This is a genomic window from Nonomuraea mesophila, from assembly GCF_004352805.1.
GTDB lineage: Bacteria > Actinomycetota > Actinomycetes > Streptosporangiales > Streptosporangiaceae > Nonomuraea > Nonomuraea longispora.
In genome coordinates, this window is record NZ_SMLD01000001.1 from 43,493 (window position 1) to 58,053 (window position 14,561).

The following is a 14,561-nucleotide window of genomic DNA, read 5'->3' on the forward strand; positions in this document are numbered from 1 at the left end:
CTGTCGCGCTCGGGGCCGGGGACGCCGGGAATTCCCGGCGTCCCCGTTACCCGGAGAATCAGTTACAGGTAGGACCCTGCGGGTTCGCGCACGCTGCGGTGGTCTCGACGCGGTCGAGAACGCGAATCTCGATGCTCATGTATCTGTTCCTTTCGCTCGATGGCACATCCGGGCTCCGAGTCGGATTTCCGGGCCGGACGAAAAGAACAGTAGGTGGCGCTGTTTTCGATCCTATTTATGCCGCCCTGTAGCGAATCGAAATCGGCGTCCGTGATGGTTGCGCGGTCATCCCTGCCGTCCTTGCGTGAGCGCGACGGCCTCTGGAGTGCGTCCACAGCGTCGAAGGCGTCGTCGCCGGTCCGGAACACCTGGCCGGGCCGCCATCCGTCATGGGGCTGCCCCTTGCTCGCCGCCTGCGCCCAGAACGGCACCTGCGGCAGGGGTATGGCCCACACGGTGTGCAGGAACACCAGGGACGCCCGGCCGGAGCCGGAGGCGTGCCCGGCGATCCAGTCGAAGATCCGTACCGGATGCCCGTCCACGGCGCCTTCGAGGACGTGCAGGATGCGCGAGCCGGCCTGCAGGCGCGTCGGCCCCGCCCCGACCAGCTTGCTCCTCGCCGGACGCGGCCTGACGCTCATTCTGCTGGGGCGCGCCGGTGACCCTGGCCAACGTCGAACTCGACCCGGTCCTCGTCTATCCCCTGGACCCGCCGCGGCACTGGATGCAGCCGCCCGACCGCGGCGACGGCACCGACCGGCACCTCGCGGCGGGCGGGAAGCTGACCGGGAGTGGATCGGGCGTCAAAGAACTGTGCATTCTCGGCCAACGACATCCCGCCCGGGTCGCGGCATGCTGGTCCTGAGCCGGCGGGGGATTCGGCCCACGTGGTCCAGGCGGCGATCAGCGCCTCCCCGCCGTCGGGGAGCGGATCTGGCCGTACTCGGAAGGACCTGTCATGTCTCGCTTATTAGTACGCATCGGTTTGGGTCTTGGCCTGGTGCTCGCCTCGATGGCGTTCGTGGCCTCGCCCGCCTCGGCCCACACCATTGCCCAGGCCGTCGTGTCCGATCAGGGATGCGGCTGGGCGAACGGGAGCTACACGCAGCTCAAGAGGGAGGACATCTGGGACGACAAGAACAACATGCCCCTGGGTGAGGTCTACGTGTTGTGGAACGGCACCTACCAGGAGAACTGCGTCGTCACCCTGAGGGTCGGCCGGGCGGACGGCGTCGCCGGCTACACGGAGGCCGTGCTGGAACGTCAGGGCAAGGCGATCGTCAAGGACGTAGGAAACTACGCCCACTTCGCGGCGGCCAGCGCCAAGGCCGCCGGCACCTGCATCAGGTGGACGGGCTACATCAAGAGGCTCTACGGCGGAGGCATCACCGGCATCACCACCACCCGGTGGCAGTTCTGCGACTGAGCGACCCCGCCCGGGTCACCGCGCCTAATCGAAGTGCCGGTGAGCGCGCGAGCGACTGGGGGCCCAGTGAACGGATGGGGCGAGACGGGACGCGAGTGTGCGCTTCCCCCAGTCGCGTCTGCACCAGCGGTACGACCTCGTCCGCCGCGTCGTGTGGGAGGTCGCGGCCGACGAAGAAGCCGCGGCCTGGCGGGAAGCGGACCTGATCTTCGCGCTGCGCCCGCCGTACAACGCCGATCCCGGCCTGCGCGTGGTCGATCCGGTCGGGAAGGACGCGCGGGTTCCCTACATCGTGGTGGGCGACCGGTCCGGGATGGCGTGCTTCACGCTGGAACCCGATGTTCCCTCCGCCGGACGGGCCTACGGGTGTTTTCCGCACCTCGGTAAGGGCGCCGCCTCCCACCGGCCGGAGTTCATGCGGCCGGCGCTGCGCCGTCGGCGACCTGGATCCGTGATCACGGCCGCGGTCAGGCGTCCCAGGTGACCGGGAGGTGTTTGACGCCGTGGATGTCGGCGCTCTCCGGGCGCAGGGCGACCTCTTCCGCCGGTACGGCCAGCCGCAGCGTGGGGAAACGGCCGAGCAGCGCCGTCAGGGCGACCCGCATCTCGACGCGGGCCAGCTGCTGGCCCAGGCACTGGTGGATGCCGTGGCCGAAGGCGAGGTGCCCGCCGTCCTGCCGGCGCACGTCGAGGACGTGGGGGTCGGGGAAACGTCCGGGGTCGCGGTTGGCGGTGACGTACGACAGGATGACCGTCGCACCGGCCTCGATGGTCTGCCCGCCCACCTCGACGTCCTCCAGCGCGACCCGCAGGAACTGCTTGGCGACGCTCAGATACCGCAGCAGCTCTTCCACGGCCCGGTCGGCGAGCGCGGGATCGGAGCGCAGCTCCGCCAGTTGCGCGGGGTTGCGCAGCAGCGCGAAGGTGCCCAGCGCGAGCATGTTCGCGGTGGTGTCCAGCCCGGCCGCCAGCAGGATCAGGGCGACCCCTCGCAGCTCCTCGTCGGTCAGGTCGGTGTCGGTGAGGTCGCTGAGCACGTCGTCGGTGGGGGCGGCGCGTTTGGCGGCCACCAGTTCGGCGAGGTAGCGCTGGGTGGCGGTGTAGGCCGCGATCAGCTCCTCGTCGCTGGTCTCGCCGCCGAGGAACTTGTCGATGTGCTCCTGGAAAAGGCCGCGGTCGTCGTACGGCACCCCCAGCAGCTCGCAGATCACGACGGCGGGGATGGGCTTGGCGAACGCGGTCACCAGGTCGGCCGGCGGCCCTGCCTGCTCCATGGCGTCGAGGTGTTCGGCGGTGATCTGCTCGACGCGCTCGGTGAGCAGGCGCATCCTGCGTACGGTGAACTTGCCCACCAGCGGCTTGCGGTAGCGGCTGTGCTGGGGGTCGTCCATGAGGAGGAACTCGCCGGGCGGCGCCGGGGGCACCTCGATGTCGCCGTAGTCGATGGTCGGGTGGTGGCGCATGAGCTCCTTGCGCGAGCTGAACCGCGGGTCGGCCAGAATGGCCCGCACCTGGTCATAACCGGTGGCCAGCCAGCCCTGATGCCCGCCGGGGAAGGTGTAGGGGGTGAGGGGCCCGAGCCGGGTCAGCTCCTTGGGCGGGTCGAAGGGGCAGCCAGGCTGACGGGCGGCCGGCATCGTGGTGATGGTGTGCTGCATGGTCGTTCCTTCCGTGGGCCGGGTACGAACCGATCGTCGCGAACGCCTCTGATACGGGACCGTCACCGTGCTGACACGACCGCCCGGCCGGGATGTCGTGCCCGTTCGGCACAATGACTGGTGTGCGAGTCGAACTGCTGGGACCGTTCACGGTGCGCGACCACGACGGCGCCGTGCTGGAGGTCCCGGGGGACCGGCTGCGCGCGCTGCTCGCCGCGCTCGCCCTGCAACCGGGCCGGATCGTCACCCGCGCCAGGCTGGTGGACCGGATCTGGGGGGACCGTCCGCCCTCCGACGAGGTGAACGCCCTGCAGGCGCTGGTGTCCAGGTTGCGCAGGGTGCTGCCGGACGGCGTGATCGAGGCGGATTCCGGCGGATACCGGCTGGCCGTGGCGCCCGACGCCGTGGACGTGTGCCGGTTCGAGCAGCTCGTGGGCCGGGCCCGTGCCGCCGAGCCCGCCGCGCGGGCGGAGCTGCTGCGCTCGGCCCTGGCGTTGTGGCGCGGCACGCCCATGACGGGCATCGCGCCGCGGGACGGCGACGTGTTCGACGCCACGGTCGCCCGCCTGGAGGAGCTCCACCTCACCGCGCTCGGCGATCGGGTCGACGCCGACCTCCGCCTCGGCCGCGGCCCGGAGCTGGTCTCCGAGCTGACCGGGCTGGTGGCCGCGCATCCGCTGCGGGAGGGGTTCGTGGCGGCCCTGATGCGGGCGCTCGCCGAGGCGGGACGCGGCAGCGAGGCGCTGACGGTGTACGAACGGACGCGCGTGCGGCTGGCCGACGAACTGGGCGCCGACCCGTCGGCCGAGTTGTCCGCGCTGCACACCGCGGTGTTGCGGGGCGAGCTGGGCGCGCGGGCTGAGCATCCCAGGACCAACCTGCGCGCCGAGCTGACGAGCTTCGTCGGCAGGGACGGCGACCTGTCCGCGGTCGCCGGGCTGGCGGCCGGGCACCGGCTGGTCACGTTGACGGGCGCCGGCGGCTCCGGCAAGACCAGGTTGGCCAGGGAGACCGCCAGGGCGGTGATCGCCGAGCTGCCGGACGGAGCGTGGCTGGTGGAGCTGGCCTCGCTGCGTGCGGGCGAGGGGCTGGCGCAGGCCGCACTCACCGCGATCGGCCTGCGTGACCAGCCCCTGCTCGGCGGCGCGCGGGCCGGCGAACCGATGGACCGGCTCGTCGCCGCGGTCCGCGAGCGGGCGATGCTGCTGATCCTGGACAACTGCGAGCACGTGATCGAGGAGGCCGCGGCCTTCGCGGATCGCCTGCTGGGAGAGTCCCGCCGGTTGCGGATCCTCGCCACGAGCAGGGAACCGCTCGGCATCACCGGGGAGGTGCTGTGGCAGGTCGAGCCGCTCGGGCTGCCCTCGGCGGGAGCGGACCCGTCCGAGGTGGAATCGTCGCCCGCGGTGCGGCTGCTGCGGGACCGCGCGCATCTGGTGCGCAAGGACGTCGGCACCGACGCCGGGACCCTGGCCGCCATGGCGCGGATCTGCCGGGCGCTCGACGGGGTGCCGCTGGCGATCGAACTGGCCGCGGCGCGGCTGCGTACGATGTCCGTCGACCAGCTCGCACGCCGGCTCGACGACCGGTTCCGCCTGCTGACGGGCGGCAGCCGTACGGCGCTGGCCCGGCACAGGACGCTGCGCGCGGTCGTCGACTGGAGCTGGGACCTGCTGTCCGAGGCCGAACGCGGCGTGCTGCGCCGGTTGTCGGTGTTCGCCGGCGGGGCGAGCCTCGAAGCGGCCGAACGCGTGTGCGCCGGCGCGACGGTCGCGGAGGATCAGGTGCTCGACCTGCTGACCGCGTTGATGGAGAAGTCGCTGCTGCTCGCCGACGGGGACGGCGCGCCGCGCTACCGGATGCTCGACACGATCAGGGAATACGCGGCGCACCGGCTGGACGAGGCGGGGGAGGGCGAGGCGGCGCGCTCGGCGCACCTCGCCCACTTCACCGAGCTGGCCGAGACGGCCGATCCGCATCTGCGCGGCCCCGAGCAACTGGAGTGGCTGTCCGTGCTCCAGGCCGAGCACGACAACCTCACCGCGGCTCTGCGCGGCGCCATCGCCGAAGGACAGGCCGAGGAGGCGATGCGGCTGGCCGCCGCCGCGGGCTGGTACTACTTCCTCAGCGGGCACAGGGCCGAGGGCGCCGAGCTGAGCGTCGCGGCGGCCTCGCTGGACGGTGAGGCGTCCGACGAGGTGCGGGCGCAGGCGTACGCGACCGTGGCCAACTTCGTCACCTCCGCCCCAGGCCGCGACCAGTACCAAGCGGAGAAGTGGATCCACGAGGCGCACCGGCTGACCCCGCGCGGCGGCCGGCGCCGCCACCCCATACTCGGGTTCGTCGCGCCGCTGGAGCGCATGTTGCAGGAGCCGACGGCGTTCCTGCCCGCGTTCGAGCCGCTCATCACCGACGACGATCCATGGGTGCGCGCGCAGGCCAGGCTCTCCCGCGGCCGGTTGCGGCTGACGATCGGCGGCGACGAGACCGGCGTGGACACCGACGGCGAGACCGCCCTGGCCGAGTTCCGCGCACTCGGCGACCGGTGGGGGATCTCGCTGGCGCTGACGTTCCTGGCCGAGCGGCTCGCGACGCGCGGCGAGCTCGCACGCGCGTGCGAGCTGTACGAAGAGGCGGCCGCGGCGCTGGCCGAGGTGAGCGCGACCGAGGACGTGGTCGGGTTGCGGGCGCGGCAGGCCCAGCTGTACTGGCTGCTCGGCGACGAACGCTCCAGCGCCGCCGCGGTGGCGGAGGCGCAGCGCTACGCCGACCGGATCGCCTGGCCCGACACGCTGGCCGAACTCGCGCTCGCGAAGGCGCAACTGGCACGCTGGCGCGGCGATCGCGACGAGGCGCACCGCCAGGTGGCCACGGCGTGGACCGTGCAGTCCGGCTCGGAGCTGATCAGCTCGCTCCGCGCCGCGGTCCAGCACCTGTACGGCTACCTCACCGACGACCTGGGCAAGGCCCGCGCGCACCGGGCCGAGGCGCTGCGCGCGGCCGTGGAGGCGGCGTATCCGCCGCTGATCGCCGAGGTGCTGGTCGGCCTCGCGGACCTGGCGCTGCGCGAAGGACAGGACGAACAGGCCGTACGCCTGCTCGCGGCGAGCGACGGCGTACGCGGCACGCCGGATCTTTCGCTGCCGGACGCCGCGCGGATCGCCGCCGACGCGCGGGGCCGCCTCGGCGAGACGGTGTTCGCGCAGGCGTCCCGTGACGGCCGGCGGCGGGACTGGCGTGAGCTGGCCGAGATCACCCTCGCCTCGTGAACCACACACGCGCCCGCAGGTGACCTGTGAGGCCTGCGCGCCGGGCGACATGGCGTCCATCGTCGGCGAGCGTCCTGACAGGGGGCTGTCGCCGCGCTGACATGGCGCGGCCCCCGGACGTCAGTCGATCCAGTGGAACCAGGCGTCGAACACGGTGTAGGGCGGATCGCCCAGGATCGTGTCCACGACGAGCCCGGCCTCCAGGCGCCGGCCGAGGGTCCGGGAGTCGAGCAGGGTGATGTCGTGCCGGTCGAGCACCTGGCGGATCTGCCGGTATTCCTGCTCCCAGCCCGGCGGAGCCTCGTCCGTGACCAGCGACAGAACCGGCAGACCGCTGCTGCCGGCGCCGCCGGGGCCCGCCGAATGCACGCGGGGCCGGCAGAGCGCTGCCAGGGGAGCGAGCCTGCACAGGTTCAGTGGCAAGCCCTCGACATGCGTCCAGCCGCCCTCCGAACGACGCGTCGACCCGTCGCGCTTGGTGATGAGGACGTCGACGTACGACGCGTACCCGGAGCCGTAATGCCCGAATTCGGCGTGGTGGACGCTCAGCTGCGGCATGCGGTCGAGATCGGCGACGACCCACCGGAGGAACCCCTCGACGGAGGCTCGTCCACCTGCCCAGACCCCTTCCGCGCCGGCCGGTTGATCGTTCACGGCGTTGCGGAGGGCTACCGGATCGGTGGCGATCATGTCAGGCTCACCCCTCGGCATGCGTGGCCGGTGACCGGACCAGTCTGCACCGGCCTTGTCCGGCTCGTCCACGCGGAAGGGGCAGGAAGGCCGGACGCCACGGGGCCGGCGCGGGCCCCGTGGCGTCAGGACGTCATACCTTCCAGGTGCCGGTGCACTGGGCGGGGCTGCCACCGAGGCCGGGCTGCTTCGTGCAGGCCTTGTACAGCCAGCCGGCCTTGGCCCGATGTGCCTTGCTGTAGGTCGTGTTCTTGATCGACAGCGGGTGCGGCGAGCTCTGCCACTTCTTCGTGGACGGGTTGTAGACCGACAACCAGAGGTGGTTGCCGTTCGCGCCGGAGTTCTTCGGGACGCGCGCCCAGATGTAGGTGTACGTCCCCGCCTTGCCCGCGCGAAGCTGGAGCGTGTAGGTCTTCTTGGCGACGGTGACCTTCTTCGTCAACAGGTTGCCGACGTTCTTGGCGGCTGTCGGCGCGCTGGACGACCAGTAGTCCGCCGCCTGAGCGCTGGAGGCGCCCATGACGAGCGCGGCCGACGCTGCCAGCGCGACAGTGCCCACGGACGCGATACGCCCCACGATGTTCCGCATATGTGCGATCTTCTCCTTCTCGCGGTGGGACCGCGTGAATTGACTTCGGTCGGTCCGACGCTAGGGAACGGCGGTATGTCCGCGGTATGCCGCCGCCATGTGGAGCTTGTGACGAGCCCACCGGCGTCGTGTCAGGATGCTCGGCATGTCGAGTCGCGCGTTGAGCTTCGGGGCGATGGCGGAAGCGTACGAACGGTTCCGGCCGGGGTATCCCGCGGAGCTGGTCGACCTCGTGACGGCGTACGCGGGCCGGCCGGCGCGGACCGCCCTCGAGATCGGCGCCGGCACGGGCAAGGCGACCCGCCTGTTCGCCCGGCGAGGAATCACCGTCACCGCGACGGAACCCGACGCGGCCATGCTCGCCGAGCTGCGCGAACACGTGCCCGCGAACGTCCGCACCGTACGGGCCGCCTTCGAGGACCTGCGACCCGGCGAACGGTACGACCTGGTCTATGCGGCGGCGGCCCTGCACTGGACGGACCCGGAGAACCGGTGGCCCCGCATGGCCGCGCTCCTGGAGCCGGGCGGCGTGTTCGCCTCGTGCGGCGGGCCCGTCCGCCTGACCGACCTGGCCGTGGAGGAGGCGGTTCGCGAGGCGCGCTCACCCTTCCTCGCCACCGACGAGGTGCCGTCGCCGGACGGCACGCCTCCGGAGCAGCCCATGCAGTGGCCGGGCACGGAGCTCCAGCGGTCCGCGTGGTTCGAGGACGTACGGCAGTCCGTGGTGGAACGGCGGCTGACGATGAGCGCCCGCGACTACGTCGGCTATCTCTCGACCGTCTCGGCCTACCTCGTACTGCCGGCCCCGGAGCAGCGTGAGGTGTTCGGCCGCATCGAACGCGCCCTGCCCGCGACCGTCGAGATCATGGCCGACATCACCGTGCACCTCGCGCGCCGGCGCCCGGCACCGTTTCCCGTTCCGGCCGCCGGTGAGCGCGGTCAGCCGTAGCCGGTCAGAGCCGTAGGTCGACGGAGCGCGACGGTACGGCGTCCAGCGTGGCCAGGGTCGCGTCGTCCAGCGTGATGGCGCCCGCGGCGACGTTCGCCTCGAGGTGGGAGGGGTCGGCCGTGCCGGGGATGAGCAGCACGTTCGGAGCGTGCCGGAGCAGCCAGGCGAGGCCGAGCTGCGACGGGGTGCAGCCGAGGGACGTGGCCGCGTCGTGCACCGCCGGCTCCTCGGTCACCTTCGGCAGCTGCGGGAACGAGCCGCCGAGCGGGAAGAACGGCACCCAGGCGATCCCCTCCTCCGCACAGAGCTTGACGAGGTCCTGGTCGTCGCGGGTCACGAGGCTGTACGCGTTCTGCACGCAGACGATGCCCGCAGGGATCGCCCTGCGCAGCCCGTCGGCGGTCACGCTGCTCAGACCGATCGCGCCGATCTTGCCTTCGTCGCGCATCGCGGTCATCACCGCGAGCTGGTCGTCGAGGTCGACCACCTGGTCGCCTTCGGCCTCAAGCCCCGGGCCGATGTCGAGCCGCCGGAGGTTCACGACGGGAAGCTGGTCGAGGCCGAGGCTCCTGAGGTTGTCCTCGACGCCGGCCCGGAGCTCTTCGGGTCGCTGTGCGGCGCGGAGCGGGAGGGGGCCGTCGGGGTCGGGGGCAGCGCCGACCTTGGTCACGACGACGACGCCGTCCTCGGGGCGGATCGCGTCGCGGATGAGCTGGTTGACGAAGCCGTCGCCGTAGAACTGGGCGGTGTCGATGTGGTCGACGCCCAGCTCGATGGCGCGGCGGAGCAGCGCGACGGCCGCGCCGCGGTCACCGTGCAGGCGTTCGAGCTGCATCGCGCCGTATCCGACGCGGGAGACGGTGTGTCCGGCGATCCGGCCGGAGCCGCCGGGACGCGCGACGCCGGTGGCGGTGACGTCGGATGACGGGGTGGCGGTGGGCATGATGGAAGTCCGTTCTCGTGTAGATGGCGAGAAAGCGGAGGTGCCTCCGCTAACTTGACTGTAGCACTATCGGAGGTGCCTCCGCTTTGACCTCTCCCGAACCCACACCGCCCGCGACCCGACCGAACCCCGACCACACCGACAGGCCTGTGCGGGCCCACGCGCGGCGTAACCGCGAGAAGTTGCTCGCCGTCGCGCGGGCCGCCTTCTCGGCCACCGAGGGCACCGTGTCGCTCGAAGGCATCGCCCGGGACGCCGGCGTCGGCATCGGTACGCTCTACCGCCACTTCCCCACCCGCGAGGCGCTCGTCGAGGCCGTCTACTCCGCCGAGCTCGACGACGTCACCGCGAGCGCCGCGACCCTGCTCGACGAGTTCCCGCCCGAGGTCGCGCTCCGCGAATGGATGAACCGCTACGCGGCGTTCGTCGCGACGAAGCGCGGGATGGTTGACACGCTGCGCGCCGGTTGGGCCTCCGGGCGGATCGCGACGCCGACCACCAGGGAGCGCATCACCGCCGCCATCGGGACGATCCTCGCCTCCGGCGTCCAGGCGGGCACACTCCGCGCGGACGTCGATCCCGACGACGTCACCGCGATGCTCCTCGGGGTGTTCCTGTCCACGGCCGCGAGCGACAGGTGGGAGCAGACGGGCCGCCTGCTCGACCTGGTCATGGACGCGCTCACCACACCCCGCCGCGGCGAGCCCTAGATCGTTGATGTGGAATTCGCTGATCGTCTACGATCACCAACCCGAATCTCACATCCGCGATCTAGCGGCGCCGTGCCAGCAGGTTGGGGGCCACGGTGCCGTCGAGCAGGCCCTGGGGGTCCGTGATGACGGGCAGCCGCCGCGCCGTCTCCTCGTCGAGCAGGCCCACCTGGGCGAGCACGGACGCCTGGTCCCAGTAGATGCGCTCGCTGGCGACGGCCGTCCCCTCGAAGCCCACGACCGCGATCCCGGGGACGCGCACCCGCCTGCCCGTCGCCGGCACGCCGGGCAGGATCCACGGGATCTCGACGTCATGGGTGAAGCTGATCATCATCTCGTCGACGATGCTCGCCTCCCCGACCGTGCGGCTGAGCGACTCGATGGTCGTGTCGGCCGCGTTCCGCCCCACGAACCACCGCCGGTAGAAGTCGCGCACGCCGTCGTACCCGACGCCTCCCATGCCGGTCGGCACGTGCATGACGCTCGGGTTGCCGGTCATCGTGCGCATCGTGGCGTCCACGTCGCGGGTGACGAACTCGGCCGAGGTGTGCTGGTCCCACGTGCGCGCCATCGCCTCGCGATCAGACATCTGCCTCATCCTCCCGATCAGGCGGTCGGCCGCCGGAGCGTCCAGGGCAGCCGTCTCCGCCCTCTCCGGTGGCTCCTGGCCGTGGGACGCGTGGGATTTCGCCGCACCGCGTCCACCTGCGGTTCTCATGGACGACGACGTGACGGGAACGCGGTCATCCCGTCCCCGCCTTCGCGATGAGCAGCTCGATGCCGTCGAGTATCAGCTCCATCCCGAACGGGAAGCCCGCGCTCGCCCCGTCGGGCGGGGGCGACGTGAAGGCGTCGGAGGCGAAGAGCTGGGCCGCCTCGGGAAAGCGGTCGGCGTCCACGAGCGCGGCCATGGCCCCGCTGTAGGCCCGCTCGGTCTGCGCCAGGTCGAGCCCGGTCTGCCGGCGGCCCTGCGCGAGCTGCTGCTCCTGCGCGCCGACCGTGCGGACGAATCCGCCGACGAGGTTGAGCACGCCCACCTTCACCCGCCAGTCGAGGCCCGTCCCGCGCAGGGCGCGCAGCATGGCGTCCATCCAGCCGATCGCGTGCGGCCCGCGGGGCGGGCCGGTGATCGGGAGCTGCGACAGCCAGGGATGGCGCTCGTACACCTGCCGGTTGGCGAGCATCCACTGGCGCACGCCGGCCCGCCAGCCGGCCTGCTCGCTGATCTGGGGAGGCGGGCCGGTGGCGAGGTCGGCCATCAGGTCGAACAGCTCGTCCTTGGACCCCACGTAGCGATACAGCGACATCTTCGTGACGCCCAGGGTCTCGGCGACTTTCGGCAGGGTCGCGCCTGGCAGCCCGTGGCGATCGGCCAGCTCCATGGCCGTGCGGACCACCCGGTCCACGTCGAGCCCCGCGGGACGGCCGCGATGCGACCCGGTGGAGAGCCGCCACAGCCTCCTCAGCGGTGCGGGCACCTCGGGTTCTGCGGACGGCTTGTTGCGCACGCCTGCGACTCTATCTTCCCGAGTTAGTATCCATGAGATAGTATCTCTGGGATACAAATTCGCACCCGACGTGGAGCAGACGATGACGACCCAGATACCGGAGCAGGCCCCACCGACGACCCGGCCGCGGCGGAAGCGGCGGAAGTCCCCCTGGTGGTCGCTGCCCCTCGCGGTGATCACCTTGGCGATCCTGGCCTACATGCTGGAGGCGTACGTCCCGCCCGACATCCGTACGAGCCGGGCCGACATGCACGGCGACAACGTGCGCTACGCGCTCCTCCTCGGCCACATCCTGTTCGGCGCGATCGCCACCGTGACGGGTCTGCTGCAGCTGTGGGCGGGGTTGCGCAACAGGTTCCCCCGCGTGCACCGGTGGACCGGCCGGGTCTACTTCTACGCGGGGATCTTCCCCTCGATGATCTTGGCGGTGCCGGTCTCCATCATGAGCGAGTCAGGGGTCTCCAACGTCGCCGCCCTGGACGCCATGCTCGTCATGTGGGCCATCACCGGCGTCGCGGGCCTGCGGGCCGCCAGGTCCCGCCGGTTCGCCGACCACCGCATCTGGATGATCCGCAACTACTCGGTCACGCTCGCCATCCTCGCCTCCCGGCCGTGGGGCCTCATCATGACGCTGCTCGTGACCGCCCAGGCGGACGGTCCCGCCTACGAGGGCAACTCCGTCGCGATAATCCACGACATCGCGAGCTCTGGCGCGTGGACGGCTCTGCTCGTCAACGTGGTCCTGGCCGAGATCTACGTCCAGCGCAAGTACATGGGGAGGGGGCGCAAGCTCGCCCCGGCAGGCGCGGGACGCTGACGCCGCGGCCGCGGCCGCGGCCGCACGAGCGAGACAGGTAAGGCATGACGATGTCAGACCGCACACCAGCGACCCGGCCGTCCCGCTGCGCGTCGGCGGTGACCATTCCGCCCACGCAGGATCCCGGGTACGCGGCGCCGCTGCCGGTCACCCTGGCCCTGATAGCGGCGATCGGCGTCATCGGCGCGGTGTCGCTCCGGGCGCTCTCGGCGTGGCCGTGGGCTGCCTGGTCGTCATGTTCCGCGCGGCGCGGTCGTCGCGGTGGACCGACCGCCACACCCTTGCGGTCGCCGGCGGCGCGATCGTCGCGCACAGCATCGGCGGGGTTCCGATGACGGCGTTCGTCGAACGGCAGCTCGTCGACCGGCTGGCGCTCGCGGTCATGGCGGTGCTGGCGGCCATCCTGATCGCGTACCTCGACCGGCGGCTGCGCGCGGCGCCGACGACGCGAGACGACCACGAACCAATGCATGGGAGGAAGCGATGACCGGCCCTGGGGCGGATTGCTGGGCACTGCCGGACCGGATCAAGGTCTCGGGCGGCGAGGTGGCCGCGGGCGTCTTCGGCGCCTGAGGACTGCCGATCGTGCTGGTGCACGGCACCCCGGCGTGGTCCTACCTGTGGCGTGACGTGGTGCCCGTCCTGGTCGGGCACGACATCGGCGGCCGGACCGTCGCGCGCGCCCACCTGGTGAACGACCTCGGCGTCAGGGCCATCGCCCTGGTGGACGCCCCGGTGCTCGGTCCGTGGTCAGGCTCCGGCGAAAGGCCGGTGCTTGCTCGGCACGTACGTGGGGAACGGCTGGTAGACGTTCACGCCCGGGTCCCCACGCAGCAGCAGCGCCGACACGAACGGCTGCTCCTCGCTGGTGATCCGGGTCGAGGTGGGGATGTAGCGGATCGTCAGGCCGCACCGGCGCTTCGGGGAGGTGTTGGCGTTGGAGGCGTGCAGGATGTTCGGATGGTGAACCTCCACGTCGCCGGGTGACAACACCAGGTCCACGGCCTTCGACTCGTCCACCGCCACCGCGCTCTCCGAGCCGAGCACGTTGTCCACGTCGTCGCGCTGCCGCAGCTCGTGCAGGTCCTCCCGGTGGGAGCCGGGGATCACCCTCAGGCAGCCGTTCTCCGTCGTGGCCTCGTCCACCGCCAGCCAGAGCGTGACCACTCGCATGGGCTCCAGCGGCCAGTACGCGCCGTCCTGGTGCCACAGGACGGGTTTGCCGGAGAACGGCGGCTTGCTGATGTAGTGCGAGGCGAACAGCGCGATGTCGGGACCGACGAAGAGCTCGGCGATGTCCAGCAGCCTTTCGTCGCTGACGAGGCGGACCCAGAAGGGGTCGCGGGGGACCAGCTCGGTGCCCAGGTCCTCGCCGTGGCGGTCCGGGTGCCGGGCCTGGAGCCAGGAGACGTGGTCGCTCGCGTCGGCGATGAGGTCGCGGTCGAGGACATTCCGGAAGATCGTGTAGCCGTCGCGGTCGAAGTCCTGGAGGGTCCGGTCGACGTCCGTGATCACCATGTGCTCCTCTGCAGCCTGTGGCCAGGTGTACGACTCGGATTCTTCGGTCTGGGCGGCCCTGGTTGCTAGTAATCGACGCTCTATAACTCTTAATATCCTGACATGTCGACCATCTTGCGCTGGATCGAGTTCGCCGCGGGGCTCCCGTACCACGCGGCCCTCGTCCCGGTGACCGGGAGCCGCCGCGACCGCCCCGAACCGCACACGCACGCCGACTTCCACGAGCTCGTTCTCGTCACGACGGGGGCGGGCACGCAGACGGTCGGCCCCGACCACGAGGGCGCGGAGATGCCGCTGCGCGCGGGCGACCTGATCCTGGTACGCCCGTCCGACCGGCACGAGTTCGCCGCCACGGCCGCGGGCATGCACTTCGTCAACATCGCCTTCCCCAGCGAACGCTGGCGCGCCTTCGCCGACCTCGCCGGGCTGGCGGACTGGGACCGGCGTGACCTGCCCCTGATCGCGCGTACGGACCTGGGCGGGC

The 14,561-nt window shown here is 71.5% G+C and carries 16 protein-coding genes and 1 pseudogene; 9 read left to right on the forward strand and 8 right to left on the reverse strand.

Translation table 11 applies throughout. The features are described 5' to 3' along the window. Positions 1–62 precede the first annotated feature (62 nt). Positions 63–641 (reverse strand): hypothetical protein, encoded by a 579-nt coding sequence (locus tag E1295_RS00240; RefSeq protein WP_132627576.1) that lies wholly within the window; start codon positions 639–641, stop codon positions 63–65. 17 nt (positions 642–658) lie between these two features. On the opposite strand from E1295_RS00240, the gene E1295_RS00245 reads away from it, so the two are divergent. The 3 genes from E1295_RS00245 (at position 659) to E1295_RS00255 (ending at position 1,910) form a co-directional block, all read left to right on the forward strand. After that, positions 659–865 (forward strand): hypothetical protein, encoded by a 207-nt coding sequence (locus E1295_RS00245; protein WP_132627577.1) that lies wholly within the window; start codon positions 659–661, stop codon positions 863–865. A 93-nt stretch (positions 866–958) separates the two neighbouring features. Next, entirely contained in the window at positions 959–1,426 is a 468-nt protein-coding gene (locus E1295_RS00250; RefSeq protein ID WP_132627578.1) for a hypothetical protein, read from the forward strand. A gap of 97 nt (positions 1,427–1,523) precedes the next feature. Further along, on the forward strand, positions 1,524–1,910 hold the full coding sequence (locus tag E1295_RS00255; protein WP_132627579.1) for a hypothetical protein: 387 nt from the start codon (positions 1,524–1,526) through the stop codon (positions 1,908–1,910). Here the strand turns inward: E1295_RS00255 and E1295_RS00260 are convergent. After that, positions 1,894–3,084: a cytochrome P450 gene (locus E1295_RS00260; protein WP_132627580.1), complete on the reverse strand. Its 1,191-nt coding sequence runs from the start codon at positions 3,082–3,084 to the stop codon at positions 1,894–1,896. The two genes, E1295_RS00255 and E1295_RS00260, sit on opposite strands and share 17 nt — an antisense overlap. Before the next feature lie 122 nt (positions 3,085–3,206). On the opposite strand from E1295_RS00260, the gene E1295_RS00265 reads away from it, so the two are divergent. After that, positions 3,207–6,353, forward strand: coding sequence for an AfsR/SARP family transcriptional regulator (locus E1295_RS00265; protein WP_132627581.1), 3,147 nt, complete (start codon positions 3,207–3,209; stop codon positions 6,351–6,353). Positions 6,354–6,473: 120 nt separating this feature from the next. Here E1295_RS00265 and E1295_RS00270 read toward each other — a convergent pair whose 3' ends face one another. After that, on the reverse strand, positions 6,474–7,043 hold the full coding sequence (locus E1295_RS00270; protein WP_132627582.1) for a hypothetical protein: 570 nt from the start codon (positions 7,041–7,043) through the stop codon (positions 6,474–6,476). A 133-nt stretch (positions 7,044–7,176) separates the two neighbouring features. Further along, complete coding sequence (locus E1295_RS00275) at positions 7,177–7,632, reverse strand: hypothetical protein (RefSeq protein WP_132627583.1); 456 nt, start codon at positions 7,630–7,632, stop codon at positions 7,177–7,179. 145 nt (positions 7,633–7,777) lie between these two features. Here E1295_RS00275 and E1295_RS00280 point away from each other — a divergent pair, with 145 nt between their 5' ends. Next, positions 7,778–8,581, forward strand: a complete 804-nt coding sequence (locus E1295_RS00280) for a class I SAM-dependent methyltransferase (RefSeq protein WP_132627584.1) — start codon at positions 7,778–7,780, stop codon at positions 8,579–8,581. Between the two features lie 4 nt (positions 8,582–8,585). Here the strand turns inward: E1295_RS00280 and E1295_RS00285 are convergent, their stop codons facing one another. Next, on the reverse strand, positions 8,586–9,524 hold the full coding sequence (locus tag E1295_RS00285) for an aldo/keto reductase (RefSeq protein ID WP_132627585.1): 939 nt from the start codon (positions 9,522–9,524) through the stop codon (positions 8,586–8,588). 86 nt (positions 9,525–9,610) lie between these two features. Here E1295_RS00285 and E1295_RS00290 point away from each other — a divergent pair, with 86 nt between their 5' ends. Then, positions 9,611–10,234: a TetR/AcrR family transcriptional regulator gene (locus tag E1295_RS00290; RefSeq protein ID WP_132627586.1), complete on the forward strand. Its 624-nt coding sequence runs from the start codon at positions 9,611–9,613 to the stop codon at positions 10,232–10,234. Positions 10,235–10,295: 61 nt separating this feature from the next. Here E1295_RS00290 and E1295_RS00295 read toward each other — a convergent pair whose 3' ends face one another. Further along, positions 10,296–10,823: a nuclear transport factor 2 family protein gene (locus tag E1295_RS00295; RefSeq protein ID WP_220448478.1), complete on the reverse strand. Its 528-nt coding sequence runs from the start codon at positions 10,821–10,823 to the stop codon at positions 10,296–10,298. 154 nt (positions 10,824–10,977) lie between these two features. Then, positions 10,978–11,742, reverse strand: coding sequence for a TetR/AcrR family transcriptional regulator (locus tag E1295_RS00300; RefSeq protein ID WP_246079743.1), 765 nt, complete (start codon positions 11,740–11,742; stop codon positions 10,978–10,980). 82 nt (positions 11,743–11,824) lie between these two features. Here E1295_RS00300 and E1295_RS00305 point away from each other — a divergent pair, with 82 nt between their 5' ends. Together E1295_RS00305 and E1295_RS00310 are read left to right on the forward strand one after the other, a co-directional pair. Continuing rightward, positions 11,825–12,559, forward strand: a complete 735-nt coding sequence (locus E1295_RS00305; protein ID WP_132627588.1) for a DUF2306 domain-containing protein — start codon at positions 11,825–11,827, stop codon at positions 12,557–12,559. A gap of 235 nt (positions 12,560–12,794) precedes the next feature. Further along, positions 12,795–13,046 (forward strand): hypothetical protein, encoded by a 252-nt coding sequence (locus tag E1295_RS00310; RefSeq protein WP_132627589.1) that lies wholly within the window; start codon positions 12,795–12,797, stop codon positions 13,044–13,046. A 263-nt stretch (positions 13,047–13,309) separates the two neighbouring features. Here the strand turns inward: E1295_RS00310 and E1295_RS00315 are convergent, their stop codons facing one another. Beyond that, positions 13,310–14,077 carry a phytanoyl-CoA dioxygenase family protein gene (locus tag E1295_RS00315; protein ID WP_132627590.1) on the reverse strand — a complete coding sequence of 256 codons (768 nt, stop codon included), beginning with the start codon at positions 14,075–14,077 and terminating at the stop codon, positions 13,310–13,312. A 102-nt stretch (positions 14,078–14,179) separates the two neighbouring features. Here E1295_RS00315 and E1295_RS52335 point away from each other — a divergent pair. Then, positions 14,180–14,467: pseudogene (locus tag E1295_RS52335) on the forward strand (cupin domain-containing protein); the annotation flags it as partial. Between the last annotated feature and the right edge of the window lie 94 nt (positions 14,468–14,561).